The sequence below is a fragment of the Metabacillus halosaccharovorans genome (assembly GCF_002019635.1).
Classification (GTDB): Bacteria; Bacillota; Bacilli; order Bacillales; family Bacillaceae; genus Metabacillus; species Metabacillus halosaccharovorans.
The window spans coordinates 468,379-488,651 of sequence record NZ_KV917372.1 but is presented as its reverse complement, the minus strand read 5'-3'; the positions used below and the strand labels follow the sequence as shown (position 1 = coordinate 488,651).

The window sequence follows — 20,273 nt, the reverse complement described above, 5'->3', positions numbered from 1 at the left end:
ATACTTTAAAGATGAATAGGTATAGACACCATATTTGGTGAGGGTTTTTTTGGGGAAGAAGGCAGAATGTAGAGCAATTAATAAATTTTGAAGAGCTTTCAATCCTTATTTAAAAGTAAGGACAAATAAAGAAGCTAAACAAAATCTCCTTTATTTGTCCTATGATTATAGTTTCACTCTTTGTAATCGAAGTGCGTTTAAGACAACTGAGACTGAACTAAAGGCCATGGCTGCACCTGCTAACCAAGGTGCTAAGAATCCCAAAGCTGCAATTGGTATTCCAAGTGAATTATAGGCAAATGCCCAAAAGAGATTTTGCTTAATATTTCGAATCGTTTTTTGACTCATAGAGATTGCATCAGCAATACTGTTAAGATCTCCCCGAATAAGCGTAATATCTGCTGCTTCCATGGCAACATCTGTTCCTGTTCCGATTGCCATTCCAATATCAGCCATTGCTAAAGCCGGTGCATCATTAATTCCGTCCCCAACCATAGCAACAACTTTTCCTTGCTGTTGAAGTTTTTTTACCTCTTCTGCTTTTCCTTCTGGTAAAACCTCTGATACAACATGTTCAATCCCTGCTGTATTGGCAATTGCTTTTGCTGTTCGCTCATTGTCACCAGTAATCATAACAACTTGTAATCCCATATTCTTTAAGCGTTGGACGGCTTCTTTCGATGTATCTTTTATCGTATCTGCAACAGCTACCATACCGGCAAATTGATCATCAATTGCGATTAACATGGCAGTTTTTCCTGATCTCTCAAGTGTTTCCATTGTTTGAAGTGCCGATGATATCGCAATATTGTGTTTTATCATTAATTTTCTTGTACCTGCTATGATCAATTTCCCTTGCACTTTTGCGGTTATGCCATATCCCGGTATTGCTTCAAACTCCTCAACATCAACCAGGTCAATATTTTTATTCTGAATACCTGAAACAATTGCCTGTGCAAGAGGGTGTTCAGATTGCTTTTCTGCTGAACCAATCAGTTGTAAAAATTCACTTTCATTAAACCCCTCTTCTACAAAAATATCTGTTAGGATTGGTGTGCCATTTGTAATCGTTCCTGTTTTATCTAAAAGAACTGTCGTTAAGCGATGAGTTCGTTCAAGATGTTCTCCACCTTTAAAGAGGATACCGAATTCAGCAGCTCTTCCTGATCCCGCCATAATAGAAGTTGGTGTTGCAAGTCCTAATGCACAAGGGCAGGCAATGACTAAGATTGCAATCATCTTTTCTAGTGCTTCTGCAACATTACCGGGTGTTATCCAAAAGAACCAAATGATAAATGTAACGATGGCAATTCCAACAACGATTGGAACAAAAATACCGGAAATGTGATCAGCTATACGTTGGATGGGTGCTTTTGAACCTTGTGCTTCTTCTACAACTTTAATAATTTGTGAAAGAGCTGTATCGCGACCCACTTTAGTTGCTTTTATTTTTAACACACCATTTTTATTTAAAGTTGCTCCTATCACACTGTCCCCTGCATTTTTATCAATTGGTATACTTTCCCCTGTTAGCATGGATTCATCTAAAGCAGAACGACCCTCGATAATTTCACCATCAACAGGTATCTTTTCCCCGGGTTTAACAATTACGATGTCTCCAACCTGTACTTCTTCAAGAGGGATTTCTTGTTCCGTCCCACTACGGATAACAATGGCTGTTTTGGCCTGTAATCCCATCAGTTTTTTTATTGCTTCAGAGGAACGCCCTTTTGCTCGAACTTCAAATAATTTTCCCAATACAATTAAAGTAATAAGAACTGCACTTGTTTCATAATATAGCTCTACCATATGGTGATCAGAACCTATTGATGCAATCGTTAAAAATAAACTGTAGAAGTATGCAGCAGATGTTCCTAAAGCAACAAGTACATCCATATTGGCACTTTTATTTCTGAGTGCCTTATAAGCTCCTATATAAAATTGTTTCCCGACAATAAATTGTACTGGTGTAGCAAAGGCTAATTGTACCCATGGATTCATAAGTATCTCAGGCAAATATATAAATGATGTGAAACTAAAGTGACTAACCATTGACCAAAGTAAAGGAATGGATAAGATCAAGGAAAAAAGAAACTTTCTTTTCTGTGTCTGTAATTCCTTAGCTCTTTGATCAGTGATATTTTTTTTCTCTTCATCTTTCAAGCTGGCTTGATAACCTAATTTTTCTACTTGTTTAATTAAATCTGTAGTGTTAACTTGTGAGGCATTAAACTCAACAGTTGCTCTTTCTAATGCTAAGTTGACTGATGCATTTGTCACACCATCCAGTTTGTGTAAACCTTTTTCAATACGATTCGCACAGGCCGCACAAGTCATACCAATAAGATTTAGTTCAACCTTTTCCATTGCTATATCATAACCTAAACCATTTATTTTCTTTGTGAATTTATCTATGTTTGTCACACTTGGATCATATTTAATGGATGTTCTTTCTAAAGCAAAATTAACAGTTGCCTTTTCCACTCCATCCATTTTATTAAGTCCTTTTTCTATTCGAACAGCACAAGCAGCACATGTCATTCCAGTAATGGGTAATATTGCTTCTTTTGTTTGTTCTGACAATTTTTACGCCTCCTATACCCTGTAGTGGTATATTGTTTTTCAAAATAAAACGTGCTAACGATATAAGCACGTTTTGTTTTTCGGAATAATTGTTACACTACATCATACCCTTGTTCATCAATTATTTCCTTTATTTTATCCAATGAAACAACAGCCGGATCAAAATCGATATCCACTTTTCCTTCAGATAAATGAACTTTTACGTTTTCTACACCATTTTGTTTTCCTACATTTCCTTCAATTGCACTTACACAGTGTCCACAGGACATACCTTGAACTGTTAACGTTATTTTCTCCATAATTCAACACTCCTTATTTTTTCATTAATCTTTGAATGGTAACAAGCAATTCATCAACAACTTCTAAGTCACCATCTTGTATTCTTTCTGTTACACAGCTTTTTAAATGAGCTTCTAATAAAACTTTTGAGAAGCTATTAAGGGCAGATTGAACGGCGGAAATTTGGGTAATGATATCATCACAATACGTATCTTTTTCAATTAACCCTTTAATACCGCGAACTTGACCTTCAACTCTATTTAACCGGCTAATTAAGGATTTTTTTACCTTATCAGAATGGTGGCTTTGTCTTTCAGAGTGATTCATATTACATTGTTCAAATTTCAAGGCCTCTTCTTCTTCAAACATATCCAAAACCTCCTCTTTAATATAATCTACCATACCCCCCTAACCTATGTAAAGCATTTTGATTTTATAAAATACCTTTTGTTTTTTCTCCTATTTGAAACGGTGCATGAACTAAAACACTTTTCAGATGACTGCATCATATAATATCAAATCTTCAACTAGGGGTGATAGAATGAAACGGTGGTTAAAAACCGTGATTTTACTTTATCTTTCCCTTTTGTTTTTTGGCAGCTTTTTAGCTGTCGGAGCATTATGGACTGGAGTATTAGAAAATCTGTTTCCGTTTATTTCTTCTATTGAGATTTTTCTTTATTATTTCTTTGCCGGAGCAATCGGTGGATCCCTTCGCCATCTTTACATGTTTTGCTCTCACTATATGAAGGGCGAGCTAACAGACTATAGAGAGTGGATTATGTATATCTTTTATCCGATATTTGCTACAGGTACGGCTGTTATAGCTGTTACATTGCTACAAAGTGGAATCTTTTTGATTGATTTTATTGATTACAATGAAACTCCGTTAGCCCAAATCAGTATTGCGTTTTTTGTAGGGTTTGGCTTTAATCGGTTTTTAAATAAGTTAAATGCTTTTTCTAAAAAATTGTTTAAACCAGATAAAGACGTTGATAATAAATAAAAAAGATGACTCCTTTTTGTCTAAAAGGAGTCATCTGCTATGTTCATATGTAAAACCGTGCACCTCTTATTGATATGGTCACATAAGTGTTACTTAAGTAGCCAGCTCAGTCAGGGCTACCCTGCGGCACACCGACGAATCTACTTATGGCTGCTCCCTTCCAGGCCTGACCAGTTTCATAGATGTCTGTTGCGCGGACCCCAATCGTCATCACCGCTTGCATAAGGCAAACCTTACATGCACCATACCGCTAAAGAGGAATTCAACCCCGCTAAGGCGGATTGCAGGTTACAGGGCACCGCCATCTCCCCATCTAGCACGGTATGTATAAATGACATGTATTTGTATGGTATGAACAATACGTGTTACGTATCGTGTATATCTAATTTAACATAGATGGATAAGGTAGTGAAGTTGTATTTAATGGTAAAAATAGTGCTGGGAATTTGGATCATACATCGTGCAGTTATTAATAGGACCTTGAAGATTAAGAAAAATAAATGCGTACAGCATTTTAGACTGTACGCATTTTTCTATTTTCTATATAGCAAATGCATGATTACCAATTGTTTTTACAACTTCACGAGTTTGTATCCAATCACTTGTAGCTGTGTCCGGGTTATAGAAATAAAGAAGCTCATCATTCTCATCGTTTTCTGTCAATGCATCTTGAACAGCCTTATAAGCTTCCTTATCAGCCGGTTCGTTAATGGAGTTATTTGAGACAGGTTCAAAAGCATTTTCTTGATAAATGACTTGTTTAATAGTATCTGGGAATTGATCATGATCAACACGATTTAGTACAACTTCAGCAACTGCCACCTTACCAACATATGGCTCACCTTCTGCCTCTGCATGGACCAGTTGGGCAAGCAATTTTTTTTCATCTTTCGAAATTGTAGCAGACACTTCTTTGTCAGCCTTTATAATTGTCTCATCCTTCTTGATAACTTCTTTTTGTTGAAATCGTAAATCAATGGAATTCAAATTGTTTTCTTCAGTTTCAATTCCGTGCTTATTTAATAGTAAATGTAATGAAGTTCCAGTTTCATTCGTATCTTGTTCTTCAGCATTGGTTTTAGAAATAGTAAAAGAGAAAAAGATCATATTTAGAGTTATGAATAAACATAGTATTTTTTTCATCATGTATACCTCCTGTTTATTTATTGGTTCGAAACAGGTCATATACAAGGCTAACAGGTTTGCAAGTGTTTCTCATTAGTATATTATTGGAAAATTTAATTCTACTATAAAAAAAAATTAATTTTAATGCTACTCTCCCTCAAAAATTCCCTATATAAAGAGTGACCGAACTTTTATCATGTTAATTGCTTATATCAAAATCAACTTTGAAAGGTGTATTGAAGATGTAATGGATATTATTGTATATGCTTTTAAGCAAACCGTATTTATGAAACGGATGAGAAAAATACATACAAGTTTTGAAGGGTATTTTTATCGAACTCTCTATTCAATGCTCAACGTGGAAAAACGTCGTGAGAATCGCCATTTTCTGTATGATTTCATTGGCAGTGATAACAATTGTATAGAATGAGGATTATTCCTTTCACACAATAAATTACTTCCGATTATAATTCTTTTGTACGAAAGGAACATTTGTTCTATAATAAGTTATAAAGAGAAAAGGAGGATATGTAATGAGACCGAAATTAACAAAACATACCAGCATTCAAAGTTTTAAAAATTATTATTGGTTGAAAACGGAACTACAAACATTTTGCAGGGAAAACTTGATTAGCGTTACTGGTTCAAAACAGGAAATCGCAGATAGAATTGAGGCATTTTTAAAAACAGGAGAGATAAAATCTCCTATTAGAAAACCAAGTGTAAAAAGAAATATTCAATTGCTCGAAGAATTAAGCCTTGATACTGTTATTACAGAAAATCATCGTTGCAGTCAGAGTGTGAGAGCATTTTTTAAGACAGTTATCCCTAAATTTCATTTTTCTACGTATATCCAGGACTACTTTAAAAATAACATTGGAAAAACATATCGAGATGTTGTTGATGCTTGGTATGAGGAAGAAGAACGAAAGAAAGCCCCAACTTATACGAAAAAAATCGCCCCGCAATTTGAATATAATCAATTCACTCGTGACTTCTTTGCTGATCCTAAGAATCGAGGAAAAAATCGAACAGATGCAATTGAAGCCTGGAAAAAGATAAAGAAACTTCCTGGGAGCAATAAATATGTATCCGATAATGAATGTTGATGAGCATTAAGTAATGCTTCATCTTCTTCATTTCTCTTTTATTGTATTTGTTCACTTGTCATCTTTTGCATAGATTTCAGAGTAAGTTTCCTCCCATGTATTTCTTGGTCTTCTTTTTGTGTAAGTACAAGAAAATCTCGCTTTCAATAAGATGTCGAAGGAACTATTAATTTTCATTTTTTACCATATTCTATTATGGTTATTATGAATAAAGATTCATTTTTACCATCATCTCCAATTACTTAGTTTATTCAGTATACAAACTATTTTGTTTGTTGGTATAATCATTTCGAGCTTAAGAGGAATTAAATGAACATGCATATGTAACCCCTTACTTCCTTCCTCTTCTTTATTATTATTAAGGAGGTTATGCTGGACAACTCTTTTGTAAGTCCTTACTTTATGTTCTTTAAAAAGGAGACGATACAATGTTAAAAGTTTTAAGAAAACCACTTATTTCTGGATTAGCTTTAGCTTTACTTTTACCAGTAGGAGGAAATGCTGCGTCAGCAAACGAAACAAGAAGTGCTCTTGAGGTTCCTTCAATTAGTGAGAGATATGATAATTCTTTTACAATTGGAGCAGCAGTGGAACCTTATCAACTAGAAGGAATGAATGGAGAAGTTTTAAAACGTCATTATACCAGTATTGTTGCAGAGAATGTAATGAAGCCAATTAATATTCAGCCTGAAGAAGGAAAATTTAATTTTAAAGAAGCTGATAAAATTGTGAAATTTGCAAAAGAAAACAATTTGAACCTACGCTTTCATACATTAATTTGGCATAGTCAAGTTCCTGAATGGTTCTTTTTAGACAAAAATGGAAATCCAATGATTGAAGAAACAGATCCAAAGCAAAGGGAGAAAAATAAAAAGCTTCTTCTTAAACGTGTGGAAAAACATGTAAAGACAATTGTAAAGCGTTATAAAAACGATGTCGATGCATGGGATGTTGTGAATGAAGTAATTGATGAATACGCATCAAATGATAAAGGCCTACGTGAATCTCCTTGGTATCAAATAACTGGAACAGATTATATTAAAGTTGCGTTTGAAACAGCTAGAAAATACGGCGGTAAAGATGCTAAATTATACATTAATGATTATAATACAGAAGTACAACCCAAAAGAGATTTTTTATACAATTTAGTGAAGGATTTATTGGAACAAGGTGTGCCGATTGATGGGGTTGGACATCAGACACATATTCAAATTGGATGGCCTTCAATTCAAGAAATTGAGGATTCCATTCGTCTATTTGAAAGCTTAGGCTTAGATAACCAAATTACCGAGTTAGATGTGAGTTTATATGGATGGCCGCCACGACCTGCTTATCCAACTTATGAAGACATACCTGAATCTGAGTTTGAAAGACAGGCAGTACGTTATAATGCATTATTTGAACTTTATGAAAGATTAGATAGCAATATTAGCAATGTTACCTTCTGGGGAATTGCTGATAATCATACATGGTTAAACGATCGTGCGGAGCAATATAATGATGGTGTTGGCGTAGACGCGCCATTTGTATTTGATAATGAGTATCAAGTCAAACCAGCTTATGATGTAATTATGGATTAAATTTTAAAAAAACTCAGCCTTATTGGGGCTGAGTTTTTATTACGTTATTTATTTTGTCGCAGGAGCAACTGATGCTTCAGGTGAAGTGACTTTATCATAAAACTCAACAAACTTATCCCGATCCTCACTATCACGGTAAGCCATTGCTACACGTGGATGTTCATTTAATGTTCCAGAGATCATATAAGGAATGATATACCCCCACTCCCACTTTTGTCTCATGTCCAGCATATGCTTTTCAATGATACCCAGAACTGGTTTAAGCTCATAGCTTGCTTTTTGGATATGTGTAACAAGGAGCTCTGTATGGCAATTCCCTGCCGCTCTACCCATTCCATAAACAGATGAATCAAGGAAATTAACTCCATTACGCATTGCTGTTAATGTGTTGGCAAAAGCAAGCTGCATATTATTATGTGTATGAATACCAAATTTTTTGTTAGGTAGCATGCCTTTAAATTTCTTTACTTGGTGTTCAATGTCAGAAGGATCTAAACTTCCAAACGAATCAACAATATAAACAACATCTACTGGGCTTTCCTTAACCATGTCAAAAGCCTCGATTAATTGGTTCTCCGGAACGCTGGAAAGCGCCATGATGTTAAGAGCTGTTTCATAGCCAAGTTCGTGAAACATTTGTACGAGCTCAAGACCCTTGTCTACCTCACGGATATAACATGCCACTCGAATCATATCTAATACACTCTGTTCGCGTGGTAAAACATCATCTGGATCAACACGGCCAATATCAACAAGAGCAGATAGTTTTGTGTTTTTTTTCTCAGGAATCACTTCTTTAAGAAACTGATCATCAAGAAATCTCCATGGATTTGGTTCGCTAGCCTTTAAAAGCTTTGGTGAATTTTTATAGCCAATTTCCATATACTCAACACCAGCCTCATTTAGGCCGTGATACAAGTCTTGAACAAATTCTACGCTGAAATCCCAATTATTTACTAACCCGCCATCACGAATGGTACAATCGATTATATTCGTGCGATTTTCCATAGTCATCATTTCCTCCTGAATTATGTAAATATATCTTTTAAATTTGCCACAAGGACTTACAACTGTCAACAGATTTTGTAAAAGTATTAGGAATTATGAAAAAATTAGTTATGATTAGTAGTAATTTCTGTTTCAAATTTTACTATGGTACTATGTGTTATATTATATAAATAATACATATAAAGTTATGCTTATCTTTTATTAGCCATCTCGAAACTCTAAAACCTGGGAGGTGTTTATCATTCGCCCTTTTACAGAAAGAGTTATACATCTTATATTGCATATACCAGAAGGTCATGTTATGACATACGGCCAGATTGCCCGGTTGGCAGGCAGTCCAAGAGGTGCCAGACAAGTTGTACGCATCCTTCATTCAATGAGTGCGAAATACCAACTCCCATGGCATCGGGTTGTGAATGCCAAAGGTGAGATTGGTTTTAAAGAAGAATCCTCCTTTCTATTGCAAAAGCAATTCCTTGAAAATGAAGGCATAAAATTAACCGAGCATCATTCAATTGATTTATCCCAATATCAATTTTACCCACGTGTAGATCATGAAGGGGAATGGTCATAATCAACTTTATTTTATCAATTTACATAATAATAGTACCAGCGACCAACAGATAGACAATATAGTAAACGAATCAGAATCCTCCCTCTTCTTTCATTGTTTTGAACCTATTAATCTATAATATTTACGGGAAATGGATGATAATGGTAATATAGTAAGAGACTACCTGAGGAGTTGAATAATGATGAAATATGCAGTTGATTTTATGCTGGCTATTATTCTTACAGCCATCTCATATGATTTAGGAAGTATACTCATAAGTGATGGAATTGCCTTTTGGCAAGCAATATTGATAGGATTCTCTGTGGTATCGCTAGGTGCAATAACAGAGGCTGTTGGTGCACCAATTTGGTTAATCGTATTAGTTCCCTTTCCAATCGGTATGATTTTATTATTTTTCTTTTTAGATGATTCAGTTGGTCAATGGTTTCTTACCTACCTGACTACACTTGCGATTTACACTGTGATACATATGGTTATGAGCTATTTTTTCTATTTTCATTCTCTAATCCCTGCATGGAAACTTTCTAAAAAGTAAGAATGCAAGAAAGACTGCTCCAACATGTTTTGGAAGCAGTCTTTTCATTATCTTACATTCATTTCATTTGGATGTGGACCTTTACGTCGGTTACGGTTAAGTTCATTGATTGCATTCATTTCATCAGACGTTAGGTCAAAGTCGAAAACGTTGAAGTTTTCTTCAATTCTAGAAGGGGTTACTGATTTTGGAATGACAATTGTATTGTTTTGTAAATGCCAGCGTAAAATTACTTGTGCTGTTGATTTGTTATGTGAGTTTGCAATTTTTTGAATCACTTCATCTTGTAATGCCTCTCCACCTTGATCCAGTGGGCTCCATGCTTCAACAAAAATATTATGTTTAGCACAGAATTCTTTTAATTCATTTTGTGCAAGGTATGGATGACACTCAACTTGGTTAAGAACCGGCACTACTTCACATTCGTTTAATAATCTTTCTAAATGTTCAATTTCAAAATTACATACACCAATTGCTTTAACTTTCCCATCTTTATATAGTTTTTCAAGTGCTTTGTATGTATCAACATATTGATCAAACTCTGGTGTTGGCCAATGAATAAGGTATAGATCAACATAATCCAGACCTAATCTTTCCAAGCTTGCTTCAAATGCTTTTATTGTATTTTCATATCCTTGATCAGTATTCCATACCTTGGTCGTGATGAATAGCTCTTCACGTGGGACAGATGCTTCCTTAATTGCCTTACCAACACCGACTTCATTTTTATAGATCATTGCTGTATCGATCGAAGTGTAACCAACCTCAATGGCTTTTTTAACAGCTGAAGTTGCTTGATCATCCTCAACTTGCCATACTCCAAAGCCAAGCTGCGGCATTTTTAATCCATTGTTTAATGTAACAAAATTCATTTTACACTCTCTCCTTTATTAAAAAGTCCATGTTCATTATTACTATACTAGAATTCCATCTAAATGAAAAAGAATACGTATTATTTGGCAGTTTGAATACTTGCAGAAGATTTGCGAACTAAGCCGTAATATGATAAAAATGCTAAAAAGCTAGCTGAGAAGATCACGACACCCATTGGAATCGCATTATATTCGCCGGCAATTCCTACAAGAGGTGCTGTTAAAGAGCCTAAAACAAATGGCAATAAGCCTAATAATGCGGATGCACTTCCCGCAATATGACCTTGAGTTTCAATTGCCAGTGCAAAGGAAGTCGTTGATATAATTCCGATCGACGCTACTAAAAAGAAGATTGGAATGGCGACCAGTATAAGTGGCGCTTTTAAAAGAAGTGCAATAAGTAAAAGTGCACCAGCTGTGTTAGAAAGAATTAAACCTATTTTTAAGAATGTTTTCTCAGAAATATAATCTGTTAACCGACCAACAGATTGAGTTCCAATAATTAAAGCAATACCATTTATTCCGAATAATACACTAAATACTTGTGGAGATACGCCATAAATATTTTGATAGACAAATGGGATACCAGATACATAGGCAAAAATACCGGCAATCATAAAGCCTTGTGTAAGTGCATAGCCTGTAAATTGCCGATCCTTTAATAATGAACCAAAATTGCTGACTACTTGTTTAAAATTGCTTGGTACCCGGTTTTCTTTTGGTAAGGTTTCTTCCATTTTAAATGTAACAATTAGAAATAAGATTAATCCAACACCTGCTAAAACAACGAAAACCCCTGACCAATTTGTAAACGCAAGAACACCGCCTCCTACGATCGGTGCTACGATTGGACCCAAATTCCCAACCAACATTAATAATGAAAAGAACTTAGTTAATTCTTTACCACTATATACGTCCCGAACTACAGCCCTGGAAATAACAAGTCCGCCTGCTGCAGCGAAGCCTTGAACGAAACGTGATGCAATAAAGGTATAAATATTGGGTGCAAACGAACAAGTTAATGATGCTAATAAATATAAAATCAAGAAAATAAGTAATGGCTTACGTCGACCTTGAACATCACTCATTGGACCAATAATTAATTGACCTAATCCAAGCCCTAATAGACAGGTCGTTAAGCTAATCTGTACTAAAGATGCTTCTGTTTGATAATCTTCTACAATTGTAGGAAATGAAGGCAGATACATATCAATCGTAAACGGTCCTAATAGTCCAAGTGATCCTAAAAGCAAAGCAAGCTGTAATCGTTTTGTTCCGGATAATTTATTCAAAATGTTCTCGCCCTTCTATAAAGAAAAATATAAATTTATATTTGAACAATAAAACTAGAATTTCATAAAATTCTAGTTTATTGTTCTATCTAACATATTCTTTAACCGGTTAACTTTTCCTTCTAATTTCTTGGAAAGCCAGCTATATATTGTTTAGGTAAATCAATTTCTTTTCGTAAAACAGTTGCTGCTTCTAAAGTCCAGTAAGGATTTCTTAGCATGCCGCGCCCAACTGCTACAAGATCAGCTTCTTCGTTTCCAATTACAGAGTTTGCTAAAGCCGGTTCATCTAATCTTCCTACAGCAATAACTGGTACTTGTAAAGCCTCTTTTATTGCTCTGGCCATTGGTACTTGGTATGCAACATGTGTACCTGGTCTTCCTGCTGCAGCAATTGGACCTTCTCCACCTGCACTGATATGGAACATATCAACACCAGCGCGTTGATATTCACGTGAAAACTCAATGCTCTCGTTTAATCCATACCCTCCATCTACATATTCTCTTGCTGATATTCTCATGATGAGAGGCATACTCTCGGGCATTTCTCCTTTTGCTGCTTCAATGACCTCTCTTCCAAACTTGGTTAGATCCCGGCCATACTCATCTGTTCGTTTATTTGTGTAACTAGAGTGAAATTGATGTATTAAATATCCGTGTGCACCATGAAGTTCAATTACGTCAACCCCTGCTTGAACCGCACGGCCTACTGCAAGTCGAAACTTTTCAACCATGTCTTTTACTTCAGCTGTTGATAGCTCTCTTGGAGTCTTCGAATTTTCATCAAAAGCAATGGCAGATGGAGCTACTGGTTCGGCAGCATCTTCTGCTTTTCTGCCAGCATGTGCAATTTGAATACCAACCTTTGCACCATATTGGTGACAAGCATCTACAATACGTTTTAATGCAGGGATTTGTTCATCTGACCATAATCCCAAATCAAAATCTGTAATGCGACCATCTGGTTCAACATCAGTCATTTCAATAATTATTAATCCGGCTCCACCAATCGCCCGACTTACATAGTGCATATAATGCCAATCGGTTGCGATCCCGTCTTTGTTTGTTACAGAATATTGACACATTGGTGGCATAACTACACGATTTTTTAGTGAAAGATCTTTTATCTCGTATGGACTGAATAAATGTTTCAACTTAAAAACTCCTTCTATGAAAATCTAATAAAATGTATGTGCATGCATACAAAATTATCACATGAGAAAATATTTCGTCAAGCGAAATGATTCCTAACTTAAAAGAACCTATTACCTTATTTGTATTGCAGAATAAGCTATTGCTATTCCTTCTAAAATTGAGAAAGCAGCCTTTTTAATTCAGCTTGTATTCCTTTATCAGCAAAAGAATGTTGTAATGTTTGATGTACTGTTTTAATGGCTTCTTCCAGTTTTTTTTCTCCTGACTCTGTTAGAGCTGTAAAGATTGCGCGACGATCCTCAACACAAACATGCCTTCTTAATGTTCCACAGCCTTTAGCCTCAAATCTGCTGACTAAGCGTGACATTGCACTCTGGCTTAATCCAACCATATTTTGTAATTGCTGTAATTTTAATTTTTTATTAGGTGTTTGTGAAAGAAATAATAGCACATAAAATTCTTTTAATGTTAATTGATGGGTTTCTTGAAGAATTGATTCTAGTTCATGTTCCACGCGAATTTGAATGTTTGCTAAAGACATCCAATCGGAGATCAATTGATTTGGTTCATTTGATTTCATTTGCAACCACCTTATCTCAGTGCCTTGGTAAATCATTGTTTTTCTTTTAATACTATCAAGTAAGTATTTTAATAGTCAAATTCTCTTTCTGATATTAAGCACGGAAATGAAGATAAGGATGATGGATTCAATCCTTATCCAAATATTCAGCCTACACCTCAATTGAAGGATGTAAAATTCTTTGTAAGAATCTTTTAGTTCTTTCTTCTTTCGGTGACTTAAGTACCTCATCTGGTGTGCCTTGTTCTATGATGTATCCACCATCCATAAATAACACTTTATCTGATACTTCACCAGCAAATTGAATTTCATGGGTGACGATAATCATCGTCCAATTTTCTTTGACTAAGTCTTTTATTACAGTTAAAACTTCTCCAATTAATTCAGGGTCTAAAGCAGATGTTGGTTCATCAAATAACATCAATTCCGGCTTTAATGCCAATGCCCTGGCAATACCTACTCTCTGCTGCTGTCCTCCTGATAATTGATGGGGATAAAAATTCATTTTATCTTTTAACCCTACTTTTTCAAGGAGTGTTTCCGCTTCCTGTCTGACTTCAGCTTTATTTCGCTTTTGAACAATAATAGGGCCTTCCATTACATTTTCCAATGCAGTTTTATGAGGGAATAGGTGATAAGCTTGAAAAACCATACCTGATCTTCTGCTGAATTGTACGATATCTCGTTTATTCATTTTTTCTTCAAAATTTAAAATTTGCCCATCATGAAAGGTGAAAAGCCCCTTATCAGGATCCTCTAGCCCATTAAAACAACGAAGTAAGGTTGTTTTACCTGATCCGGAAGGACCGATAATCGATACTACTTCACCTTTTTGAATGTCAACATTCACATCTTTTAATACTTCATTTTCCCCAAATGATTTTGCCAACCCTTTTATTGATAAATACAAGCTTTACACCTCCCTTATTTTGCTACATAACGATCCAGACGTTTTTCTATTGCGATTTGAACGAGTGATAAAAGTAAGCAAATAACCCAATAAATAAGTGCTGCTTCGACATACAAAAGCAAAAAGTCATATGTCCTTGCTGCAATTTCCTGTGCTTTTCGAAATAATTCAGCTACTAATACAAGTGAAGCTAGTGACGTATCTTTTACTAAACTAATAAATGAATTAGATAGTGGCGGTACAGAAACTCTAGTTGCTTGCGGAAGAATGATACGATATAGAGCCTGCCATCTCGTCATTCCTATGGTATAAGCGGCCTCCCACTGTCCTTTTTGAATAGATAAAATAGAAGCCCGTAAGATTTCGGATCCATAGGCACCTACATTTAATATAAAAGCAATAGTGGCACTAATAAACGGATCAAGATTAACACCCAAGTTAGGCAAGCCGTAAAAAATAATGAATAATTGCACAAGCAATGGTGTTCCACGGATTGCTGAAACATACACTGCTGCAGGTATCTGTAAAATACGTGATTTTGATATCCGCATCATCGCAGTGATTAGCGCTAAAATCATACCACCAGTAAATGAAATTAATGTAAGTGGGATCGTGTATTGAATGGCTCCTGTAATCATAGGGAGAAGAGAGTTGAAAAATAACTCCCAACCTCCCATATCAGCTGTTATTGTATTACTTTGCAGAAACATCTTCGCCAAACCATTCTTCGGAAATTTTTGTTAATGTGCCATCTTCTTGCATTGCTTCTAATTGTTTATTAACCTTTTCTATCAGCTCTTCATTTCCTTTATTAAATGTGAATGCCATTTCGGATACATCATCAGACTCTGCTACAATTTTTACATTTTTATCGTTTTGTGTTTTCATATAATCTAAAACAGCTAATTTATCATTTACTGTTACCTCAGCACGCCCCTGTTTAATTAATTCAATCGATTGTGCAAGGCCTTCTACTCCTACAATCTCTGCTCCATTTTCTTCAGCAATTGCGCCATAATTACTAGTTAACGATTGTGCTGATTTCTTCCCTTTTAATTCCTTAAACGTGTTAATATCATTGTTATCGGCCTTTGTAACAATAACAGATGAAGAATATGTATAAGGGTTCGAAAAGTCATAATTGGCTAAGCGTTCTTCATTGATTCCGACCTGATTCGCGATTAAATCAAAACGGTTTGAGTTTAAACCAGCAAACATTGAATCCCATTGTGTCTCCATAAATTCCACTTCAACACCCATGCGCTTGGCAACTTCTTTGATCACTTCAACGTCATATCCGGTTAGTTCTCCTTCTTCATTATGGAATGTAAATGGTGCATATGTTCCTTCAGTACCAACTTTAAGAACTTCCTTCTCAGCGGCATCTTGTGAATCTGTTTTCCCGTTTGCATTATCCTGATTTCCTCCACAAGCAGCTAAAAGGAAAAGTAAAGTTGCAGCCAAAAGGCTCAAATATAACTTTTTCATGTTGTGTACCTCCCAGTAGTATTTGGTTTGTTAGTAAAGAGTAAGACACGTATTAGTTTGGTTTAATAGCAGAGGGATTATCCTACAATGCCACAGCAAGTTTTACATATCAACAAAAAAACCTTGGAACAATATAAGTTGAAATGTTTAGACTCTTCTTACTTTTTACACTTTCTTTTTTTCTTGATTTTGAACAGGAAATATAAAATCTTGTTTTGCACGAAAAAAAAAAGAATCTGTTATAAGACGGATTCTTTTTCTACTTAGTTTTTTTAAATTGATGCACATAAAATTTTATTTTTTCGGAATATTTATATCATCTTCCATTCTCTTTATTAAAACAAAGGCACACAACGAAATGGTGTGGTTTCATTCAATCATATATGAAACGTTTTGACCATTTTTTGTAATTCTTCTGAAAGCTGTTCAAGAGAATTAGCATTTCTTGAGAGAAGTTCTATAGAGCTGTTTGTTTGTTGAACAGTTGCACTAGTTTCTTCAATACTTGCTGCGGATTCTTGCGATATCGAAGCAATATTGTCGATGGATTGATTTATATGTTGACTATGATATGTTATATCTGAAAGCTGTGTCGTTATATTTTTCACTTTATTAGCCATACTTAACACAGATTCATTTATTTCATAAAAAGCTTTTTCTGTTTGCTGTAGTTGATTTGATCCTATCTCAACTTGTTTATAACCATTGGTCAGCGCTTCAATCACACTGGTGGATTCAGATTGAATATTAGAGACGATCGTCGTTATATCTAAAATTGAGTTTGATACTTGTTCTGCCAGATTTCGTACTTCATTTGCAACAACAGCAAATCCTTTACCGCCTTCTCCTGCCCTTGCAGCCTCAATTGCAGCATTTAATGCTAATAGATTTGTTTGATTTGAGATTGCTTGAATAACAGTGACTATTTTCGCAATTTCTATAGATTGCTGTTCAAGTCTATCTACTTTTTGAACAGCTTGGTTCATAATCTGAAATAATGCGTCCATTTGCTGAATAGACTCTTTCATTAGGCTTTCACCCTGTTTTGTGATGTTTAGGACATCAGATGATGATGTTTGTACCATAGCACCATTTTCATTTGCTTGCTTAATGCCATCCACAAAAATATCCATTTGTTGTGATAAGTTTGAGGAACTACTTGCTTGTTCTTCGGATCCCATTGCAATTTCCTGCATAGTTGTAGCTATTTGATCACTACCCTCATTTATTTCTATGCATGCCTCTTTCATTGCAGTAGATTGCTGTAAAACTGTTGATGATAGGGTTGAAATCTGTTGTAACATCTCCCTCATACTAGACTGTGTCACAACAACTGAGTGGGAAAGTTGTCCAATTTCATCTGTTCTCTTTTTAATTTTCAATGTGCTTTTCAGGTTACCTTTGGCAAGTTCGCCCATAAAGTTCATTATATCTTTAATTGGTTCTGAAAAGCTTCTACTTAACAACATTGCTATGAATATTACAATAATAAGAGTAGTTATCGCAGTAATGACAAGGAATAATAAAGCTTGATTATTCATCTGATTGATCATACCGGTGTCTTGGACGATTTGGATAACCCCGATAACTTCCGTTTTTGTAGGGTCAAAAAGCGGCATATAGAATTCTAAGCTTTCTTTATCTTCATTTGAAACTTCCTCTCCACTCAAAACTTTATTAAGGATGGAAGAATTATCTATCTTTCCACCTACATATTTTTCATGAGAGGCTACTAAAATTTCACCTTCAATATTTGATATGGATAATCTAATACCCTTCATGGATTGTGTGATTTCTTCGATTACTTTTTCATCTAATCCTGTTTGCAATGTACCTATTACTTCACTGTTATCCATAATGGGAACAAACGCTCTCACTCCTAAACCACTTGTTCCAAATTCAAAACCAGCTAATTCCCTTCCTTCTAATGAAGCCTGTATAACCGGTTTATCACTTTTGTCATCTCCATACTTTTCCGGGTTATGACCTCTAAAAAATACCGTGCCATATGCATCCCCAACCTCGAAAACATCCAACTGATGCTCTCGTTGCAGCCGCTCAAATGTAGATTTAACTAACTCTGCCATCTTTTCTCGGTCACCTTGTTTAAAAACCTCAATTACTTCTGGCTGTTTAGCATAGTATTTTGTTAACTCAAGAAGTTCTGTTGAAGAAGTGTTCAGTCGATCTGAAATCGATTCCGCATTAACAGCTTGTTCATTTTTTAGTACAGTATCATATCCCTGATTTGTATTTATATAAAGCACAATACTAACAATTAGTAATGGGACGATTGATACTAATAGCAGAGAAAGAAATAATTTTGCTTTTAATGTCTTGATCATGTCTACATTTAAGCCTCCAACGTGAAATAATAAATATAAGTAAATATACCTATCAATTTTATCAGCGAATATATCATAAGTCTATAAAAACAGAAATCAATAATAACGAAAAATAAGTATCAAAAAAGGAGCCTTTTGATAGGTTCCTTCTCATAATTCCATCGAATTTAATAAATCTCTCAATTTAATCAACTCATCTTTTGACATTGTTAGCCCTTTCCCCATTTTCTCATGTTGTTCATCCCAATCTCTTAGATCATATTTCGGATCCCTGTTGTTCCAACTTATTAAATTTAATTCTTTTTTCCATCCTTTTGCACCTTCAGAAATGACTCCAAAACTTTGCTGAATTTCATATTTTATGTTTGCCAGAATGCTCACCTCTTGTTTTGTCTAATAAACATTGTTTTAGATATTTTACCATAATAAGTATGATAGAAAATGTTGTGGTTTATGTAGTAATCATTATGTATTATTACATAATGACCTTGATCTGAATCTCCATACAATTCATAGGTCAGACTGTACAGGACTTATGTATGCTTAAACTTATATAGCTTTTACATTTCCGCTAGACCTTTAAATAGTTCTACTGCTGTCTCAATAATTCCATCATGAAAATCATAATGAACTGTATGTATATGAGGGTAGTCTTCCCCATTGCCAATATAGCAAATAGCCCCTTTTGTTACTTTTAAATAATGACCAAAATCTTCTGATGCACGAAATACTTCCTTTATTTCATCGAGGGGAATTTCTTTCTTTTCACAGATTGATCTGATTTTATCTGTGCTTTCTTTATGATTTACCGTTTCAGGAAACTTATCAGTGTATGAGAAACTTGGTTTTAGTCCATATTGTTTGGCCAGAGAAAGTGTTAACTTTTCAATGCTTTTTTCTAGTTGTACAAGTTCTTCTTCATAATAAGCACGTAATGTAAGCATTAAGCTCCCTTTACTTGCTGCAATACCAAAGGCTTTTTCTCCAATATTTACATGCACGACTGTACACAATACCCTTCCTTTATACGTATTGGAGGAAGTAAGATCTTGAATCGTATTAATAATCCCTGCTATAGCAAAAGCTGGATTCACTCCATCTTCAGGCTGGCTTGCGTGTGCCGGTGTGCCTTCCATTAGAATAGTCATTCCCTTTGATGCGCAATGTGCCGTTCCGTCAATTACATAAACCGAATTTAATGTCAGTCCACTCATATTGTGAAAGGCATAAATTTCTTCTATGTTGTTCTCTTGTAAAAATGGGACACATTGAATGGCACCATCTCCTGTTTCTTCTGCATGCTGAAAGAGAAAAAAGATATTTTTATCTGCTCCTTTTTGATCAACCTCAAGAGCGAAGCCAACTAGGCATGCAGTATGACCATCATGTCCACATTTATGTGAGATACCGGGGTATTTAGAAGAATGTGCAATGTCTATCGTTTCATCAATCGGCAGAGCATCAAAATCTGCTCGAAATGCAATATTTCTTCTCTTTTCACCAGCTCTATACACCGCATAAAACCATTGACCATTGTCAACAATTTCTAGCGAAGTATATGTTTTTAAGAACTGGATTATATAGTTTTTCGTCCATACCTCATGATTTGAGAGTTCAGGATGTTGATGAAGTTCATGACGTAAATTTTTAGCTAATTCCAGATTTTTTGCTTCCACTGCCTCATCCCCTTTTTAGATATGAATTTACAAAAGTATATGTTTCATAGAGACTATTATCCAAAAAGACTACATGAAATTTCCTATTTCTTCCTATATTAAGATATTTCGAGCTTCTTGTAACGTCTATGTAAACAAATTGTAACACTATTCGGA

20 protein-coding genes and 1 other RNA gene are annotated in these 20,273 nt (G+C 35.2%); 5 read left to right on the top strand and 16 right to left on the bottom strand.

The window, feature by feature from the left end; translation table 11 throughout:
• Positions 1 to 165: 165 nt before the first annotated feature.
• The 3 genes from BK577_RS16635 to BK577_RS16625 form a co-directional block, all read right to left on the bottom strand.
• Positions 166 to 2,583 (bottom strand): heavy metal translocating P-type ATPase, encoded by a 2,418-nt coding sequence (locus BK577_RS16635; protein WP_078433985.1) that lies wholly within the window; start codon positions 2,581 to 2,583, stop codon positions 166 to 168.
• Positions 2,584 to 2,675: 92 nt separating this feature from the next.
• The gene (copZ, locus tag BK577_RS16630) at positions 2,676 to 2,882 is read right to left on the bottom strand and encodes a copper chaperone CopZ (RefSeq protein WP_078433984.1); all 207 of its coding nucleotides are present in this window, start codon (positions 2,880 to 2,882) and stop codon (positions 2,676 to 2,678) included.
• A gap of 13 nt (positions 2,883 to 2,895) precedes the next feature.
• Positions 2,896 to 3,231, bottom strand: coding sequence for a metal-sensitive transcriptional regulator (locus tag BK577_RS16625; RefSeq protein WP_078433983.1), 336 nt, complete (start codon positions 3,229 to 3,231; stop codon positions 2,896 to 2,898).
• Between the two features lie 172 nt (positions 3,232 to 3,403).
• Between BK577_RS16625 and BK577_RS16620 the strand changes: the two genes are divergently transcribed.
• Entirely contained in the window at positions 3,404 to 3,868 is a 465-nt protein-coding gene (locus BK577_RS16620) for a hypothetical protein (RefSeq protein WP_078433982.1), read from the top strand.
• 55 nt (positions 3,869 to 3,923) lie between these two features.
• Here BK577_RS16620 and ffs read toward each other — a convergent pair.
• Both ffs and BK577_RS16610 read right to left on the bottom strand, forming a co-directional pair.
• Positions 3,924 to 4,190: signal recognition particle sRNA large type (gene ffs / locus BK577_RS16615), an RNA gene on the bottom strand.
• Between the two features lie 218 nt (positions 4,191 to 4,408).
• Positions 4,409 to 5,011 (bottom strand): cell wall hydrolase, encoded by a 603-nt coding sequence (locus BK577_RS16610; protein WP_078433981.1) that lies wholly within the window; start codon positions 5,009 to 5,011, stop codon positions 4,409 to 4,411.
• Positions 5,012 to 5,526: 515 nt separating this feature from the next.
• Here BK577_RS16610 and BK577_RS16605 point away from each other — a divergent pair.
• Both BK577_RS16605 and BK577_RS16600 read left to right on the top strand, forming a co-directional pair.
• Positions 5,527 to 6,102, top strand: coding sequence for a DUF6434 domain-containing protein (locus BK577_RS16605; RefSeq protein ID WP_078433980.1), 576 nt, complete (start codon positions 5,527 to 5,529; stop codon positions 6,100 to 6,102).
• 428 nt (positions 6,103 to 6,530) lie between these two features.
• Positions 6,531 to 7,682, top strand: coding sequence for an endo-1,4-beta-xylanase (locus BK577_RS16600; protein ID WP_078433979.1), 1,152 nt, complete (start codon positions 6,531 to 6,533; stop codon positions 7,680 to 7,682).
• Between the two features lie 48 nt (positions 7,683 to 7,730).
• Here the strand turns inward: BK577_RS16600 and BK577_RS16595 are convergent, their stop codons facing one another.
• Entirely contained in the window at positions 7,731 to 8,690 is a 960-nt protein-coding gene (locus BK577_RS16595) for an aldolase catalytic domain-containing protein (protein WP_078435292.1), read from the bottom strand.
• Positions 8,691 to 8,931: 241 nt separating this feature from the next.
• On the opposite strand from BK577_RS16595, the gene BK577_RS16590 reads away from it, so the two are divergent.
• Together BK577_RS16590 and BK577_RS16585 are read left to right on the top strand one after the other, a co-directional pair.
• Complete coding sequence (locus BK577_RS16590; RefSeq protein ID WP_078435291.1) at positions 8,932 to 9,264, top strand: MGMT family protein; 333 nt, start codon at positions 8,932 to 8,934, stop codon at positions 9,262 to 9,264.
• 178 nt (positions 9,265 to 9,442) lie between these two features.
• Positions 9,443 to 9,799 carry a hypothetical protein gene (locus BK577_RS16585; protein WP_245823531.1) on the top strand — a complete coding sequence of 119 codons (357 nt, stop codon included), beginning with the start codon at positions 9,443 to 9,445 and terminating at the stop codon, positions 9,797 to 9,799.
• 47 nt (positions 9,800 to 9,846) lie between these two features.
• Here BK577_RS16585 and BK577_RS16580 read toward each other — a convergent pair whose 3' ends face one another.
• The 10 genes from BK577_RS16580 to BK577_RS16535 form a co-directional block, all read right to left on the bottom strand.
• Complete coding sequence (locus tag BK577_RS16580) at positions 9,847 to 10,671, bottom strand: aldo/keto reductase (protein WP_078433978.1); 825 nt, start codon at positions 10,669 to 10,671, stop codon at positions 9,847 to 9,849.
• A gap of 80 nt (positions 10,672 to 10,751) precedes the next feature.
• Positions 10,752 to 11,963 carry a Bcr/CflA family multidrug efflux MFS transporter gene (locus tag BK577_RS16575; protein WP_078433977.1) on the bottom strand — a complete coding sequence of 404 codons (1,212 nt, stop codon included), beginning with the start codon at positions 11,961 to 11,963 and terminating at the stop codon, positions 10,752 to 10,754.
• Between the two features lie 122 nt (positions 11,964 to 12,085).
• A complete protein-coding gene (locus tag BK577_RS16570; RefSeq protein WP_078433976.1) occupies positions 12,086 to 13,117 on the bottom strand; it encodes an NADH:flavin oxidoreductase/NADH oxidase in 1,032 nt (343 codons plus the stop codon).
• A gap of 152 nt (positions 13,118 to 13,269) precedes the next feature.
• Positions 13,270 to 13,698 carry a MarR family winged helix-turn-helix transcriptional regulator gene (locus BK577_RS16565; RefSeq protein WP_078433975.1) on the bottom strand — a complete coding sequence of 143 codons (429 nt, stop codon included), beginning with the start codon at positions 13,696 to 13,698 and terminating at the stop codon, positions 13,270 to 13,272.
• 151 nt (positions 13,699 to 13,849) lie between these two features.
• Entirely contained in the window at positions 13,850 to 14,608 is a 759-nt protein-coding gene (locus BK577_RS16560) for an amino acid ABC transporter ATP-binding protein (RefSeq protein WP_078433974.1), read from the bottom strand.
• Positions 14,609 to 14,622: 14 nt separating this feature from the next.
• Positions 14,623 to 15,318: an amino acid ABC transporter permease gene (locus tag BK577_RS16555; RefSeq protein WP_078433973.1), complete on the bottom strand. Its 696-nt coding sequence runs from the start codon at positions 15,316 to 15,318 to the stop codon at positions 14,623 to 14,625.
• Entirely contained in the window at positions 15,302 to 16,096 is a 795-nt protein-coding gene (locus BK577_RS16550; RefSeq protein ID WP_078433972.1) for an amino acid ABC transporter substrate-binding protein, read from the bottom strand. Before BK577_RS16550 ends, BK577_RS16555 begins: the two co-directional genes overlap by 17 nt.
• Before the next feature lie 377 nt (positions 16,097 to 16,473).
• Positions 16,474 to 18,441: a methyl-accepting chemotaxis protein gene (locus tag BK577_RS16545; RefSeq protein ID WP_078433971.1), complete on the bottom strand. Its 1,968-nt coding sequence runs from the start codon at positions 18,439 to 18,441 to the stop codon at positions 16,474 to 16,476.
• 150 nt (positions 18,442 to 18,591) lie between these two features.
• Positions 18,592 to 18,813, bottom strand: a complete 222-nt coding sequence (locus tag BK577_RS16540) for a YdbC family protein (protein ID WP_078435289.1) — start codon at positions 18,811 to 18,813, stop codon at positions 18,592 to 18,594.
• Positions 18,814 to 19,001: 188 nt separating this feature from the next.
• Complete coding sequence (locus tag BK577_RS16535) at positions 19,002 to 20,117, bottom strand: M20 metallopeptidase family protein (RefSeq protein WP_078433970.1); 1,116 nt, start codon at positions 20,115 to 20,117, stop codon at positions 19,002 to 19,004.
• Between the last annotated feature and the right edge of the window lie 156 nt (positions 20,118 to 20,273).

What these genes read in the sequence shown, in the direction of transcription:
- copZ (WP_078433984.1), bottom strand. Translation starts at nt 2,882, where the DNA reads ATGGAGAAAATAACGTTAACAGTTCAAGGTATGTCCTGTGGACACTGT.
- BK577_RS16625 (WP_078433983.1), bottom strand. Translation starts at nt 3,231, where the DNA reads ATGTTTGAAGAAGAAGAGGCCTTGAAATTTGAACAATGTAATATGAAT.
- BK577_RS16620 (WP_078433982.1), top strand. Translation starts at nt 3,404, where the DNA reads ATGAAACGGTGGTTAAAAACCGTGATTTTACTTTATCTTTCCCTTTTG.
- BK577_RS16610 (WP_078433981.1), bottom strand. Translation starts at nt 5,011, where the DNA reads ATGAAAAAAATACTATGTTTATTCATAACTCTAAATATGATCTTTTTC.
- BK577_RS16605 (WP_078433980.1), top strand. Translation starts at nt 5,527, where the DNA reads ATGAGACCGAAATTAACAAAACATACCAGCATTCAAAGTTTTAAAAAT.
- BK577_RS16600 (WP_078433979.1), top strand. Translation starts at nt 6,531, where the DNA reads ATGTTAAAAGTTTTAAGAAAACCACTTATTTCTGGATTAGCTTTAGCT.
- BK577_RS16595 (WP_078435292.1), bottom strand. Translation starts at nt 8,690, where the DNA reads ATGGAAAATCGCACGAATATAATCGATTGTACCATTCGTGATGGCGGG.
- BK577_RS16585 (WP_245823531.1), top strand. Translation starts at nt 9,443, where the DNA reads ATGATGAAATATGCAGTTGATTTTATGCTGGCTATTATTCTTACAGCC.
- BK577_RS16580 (WP_078433978.1), bottom strand. Translation starts at nt 10,671, where the DNA reads ATGAATTTTGTTACATTAAACAATGGATTAAAAATGCCGCAGCTTGGC.
- BK577_RS16565 (WP_078433975.1), bottom strand. Translation starts at nt 13,698, where the DNA reads ATGAAATCAAATGAACCAAATCAATTGATCTCCGATTGGATGTCTTTA.
- BK577_RS16555 (WP_078433973.1), bottom strand. Translation starts at nt 15,318, where the DNA reads ATGTTTCTGCAAAGTAATACAATAACAGCTGATATGGGAGGTTGGGAG.
- BK577_RS16550 (WP_078433972.1), bottom strand. Translation starts at nt 16,096, where the DNA reads ATGAAAAAGTTATATTTGAGCCTTTTGGCTGCAACTTTACTTTTCCTT.
- BK577_RS16545 (WP_078433971.1), bottom strand. Translation starts at nt 18,441, where the DNA reads ATGATCAAGACATTAAAAGCAAAATTATTTCTTTCTCTGCTATTAGTA.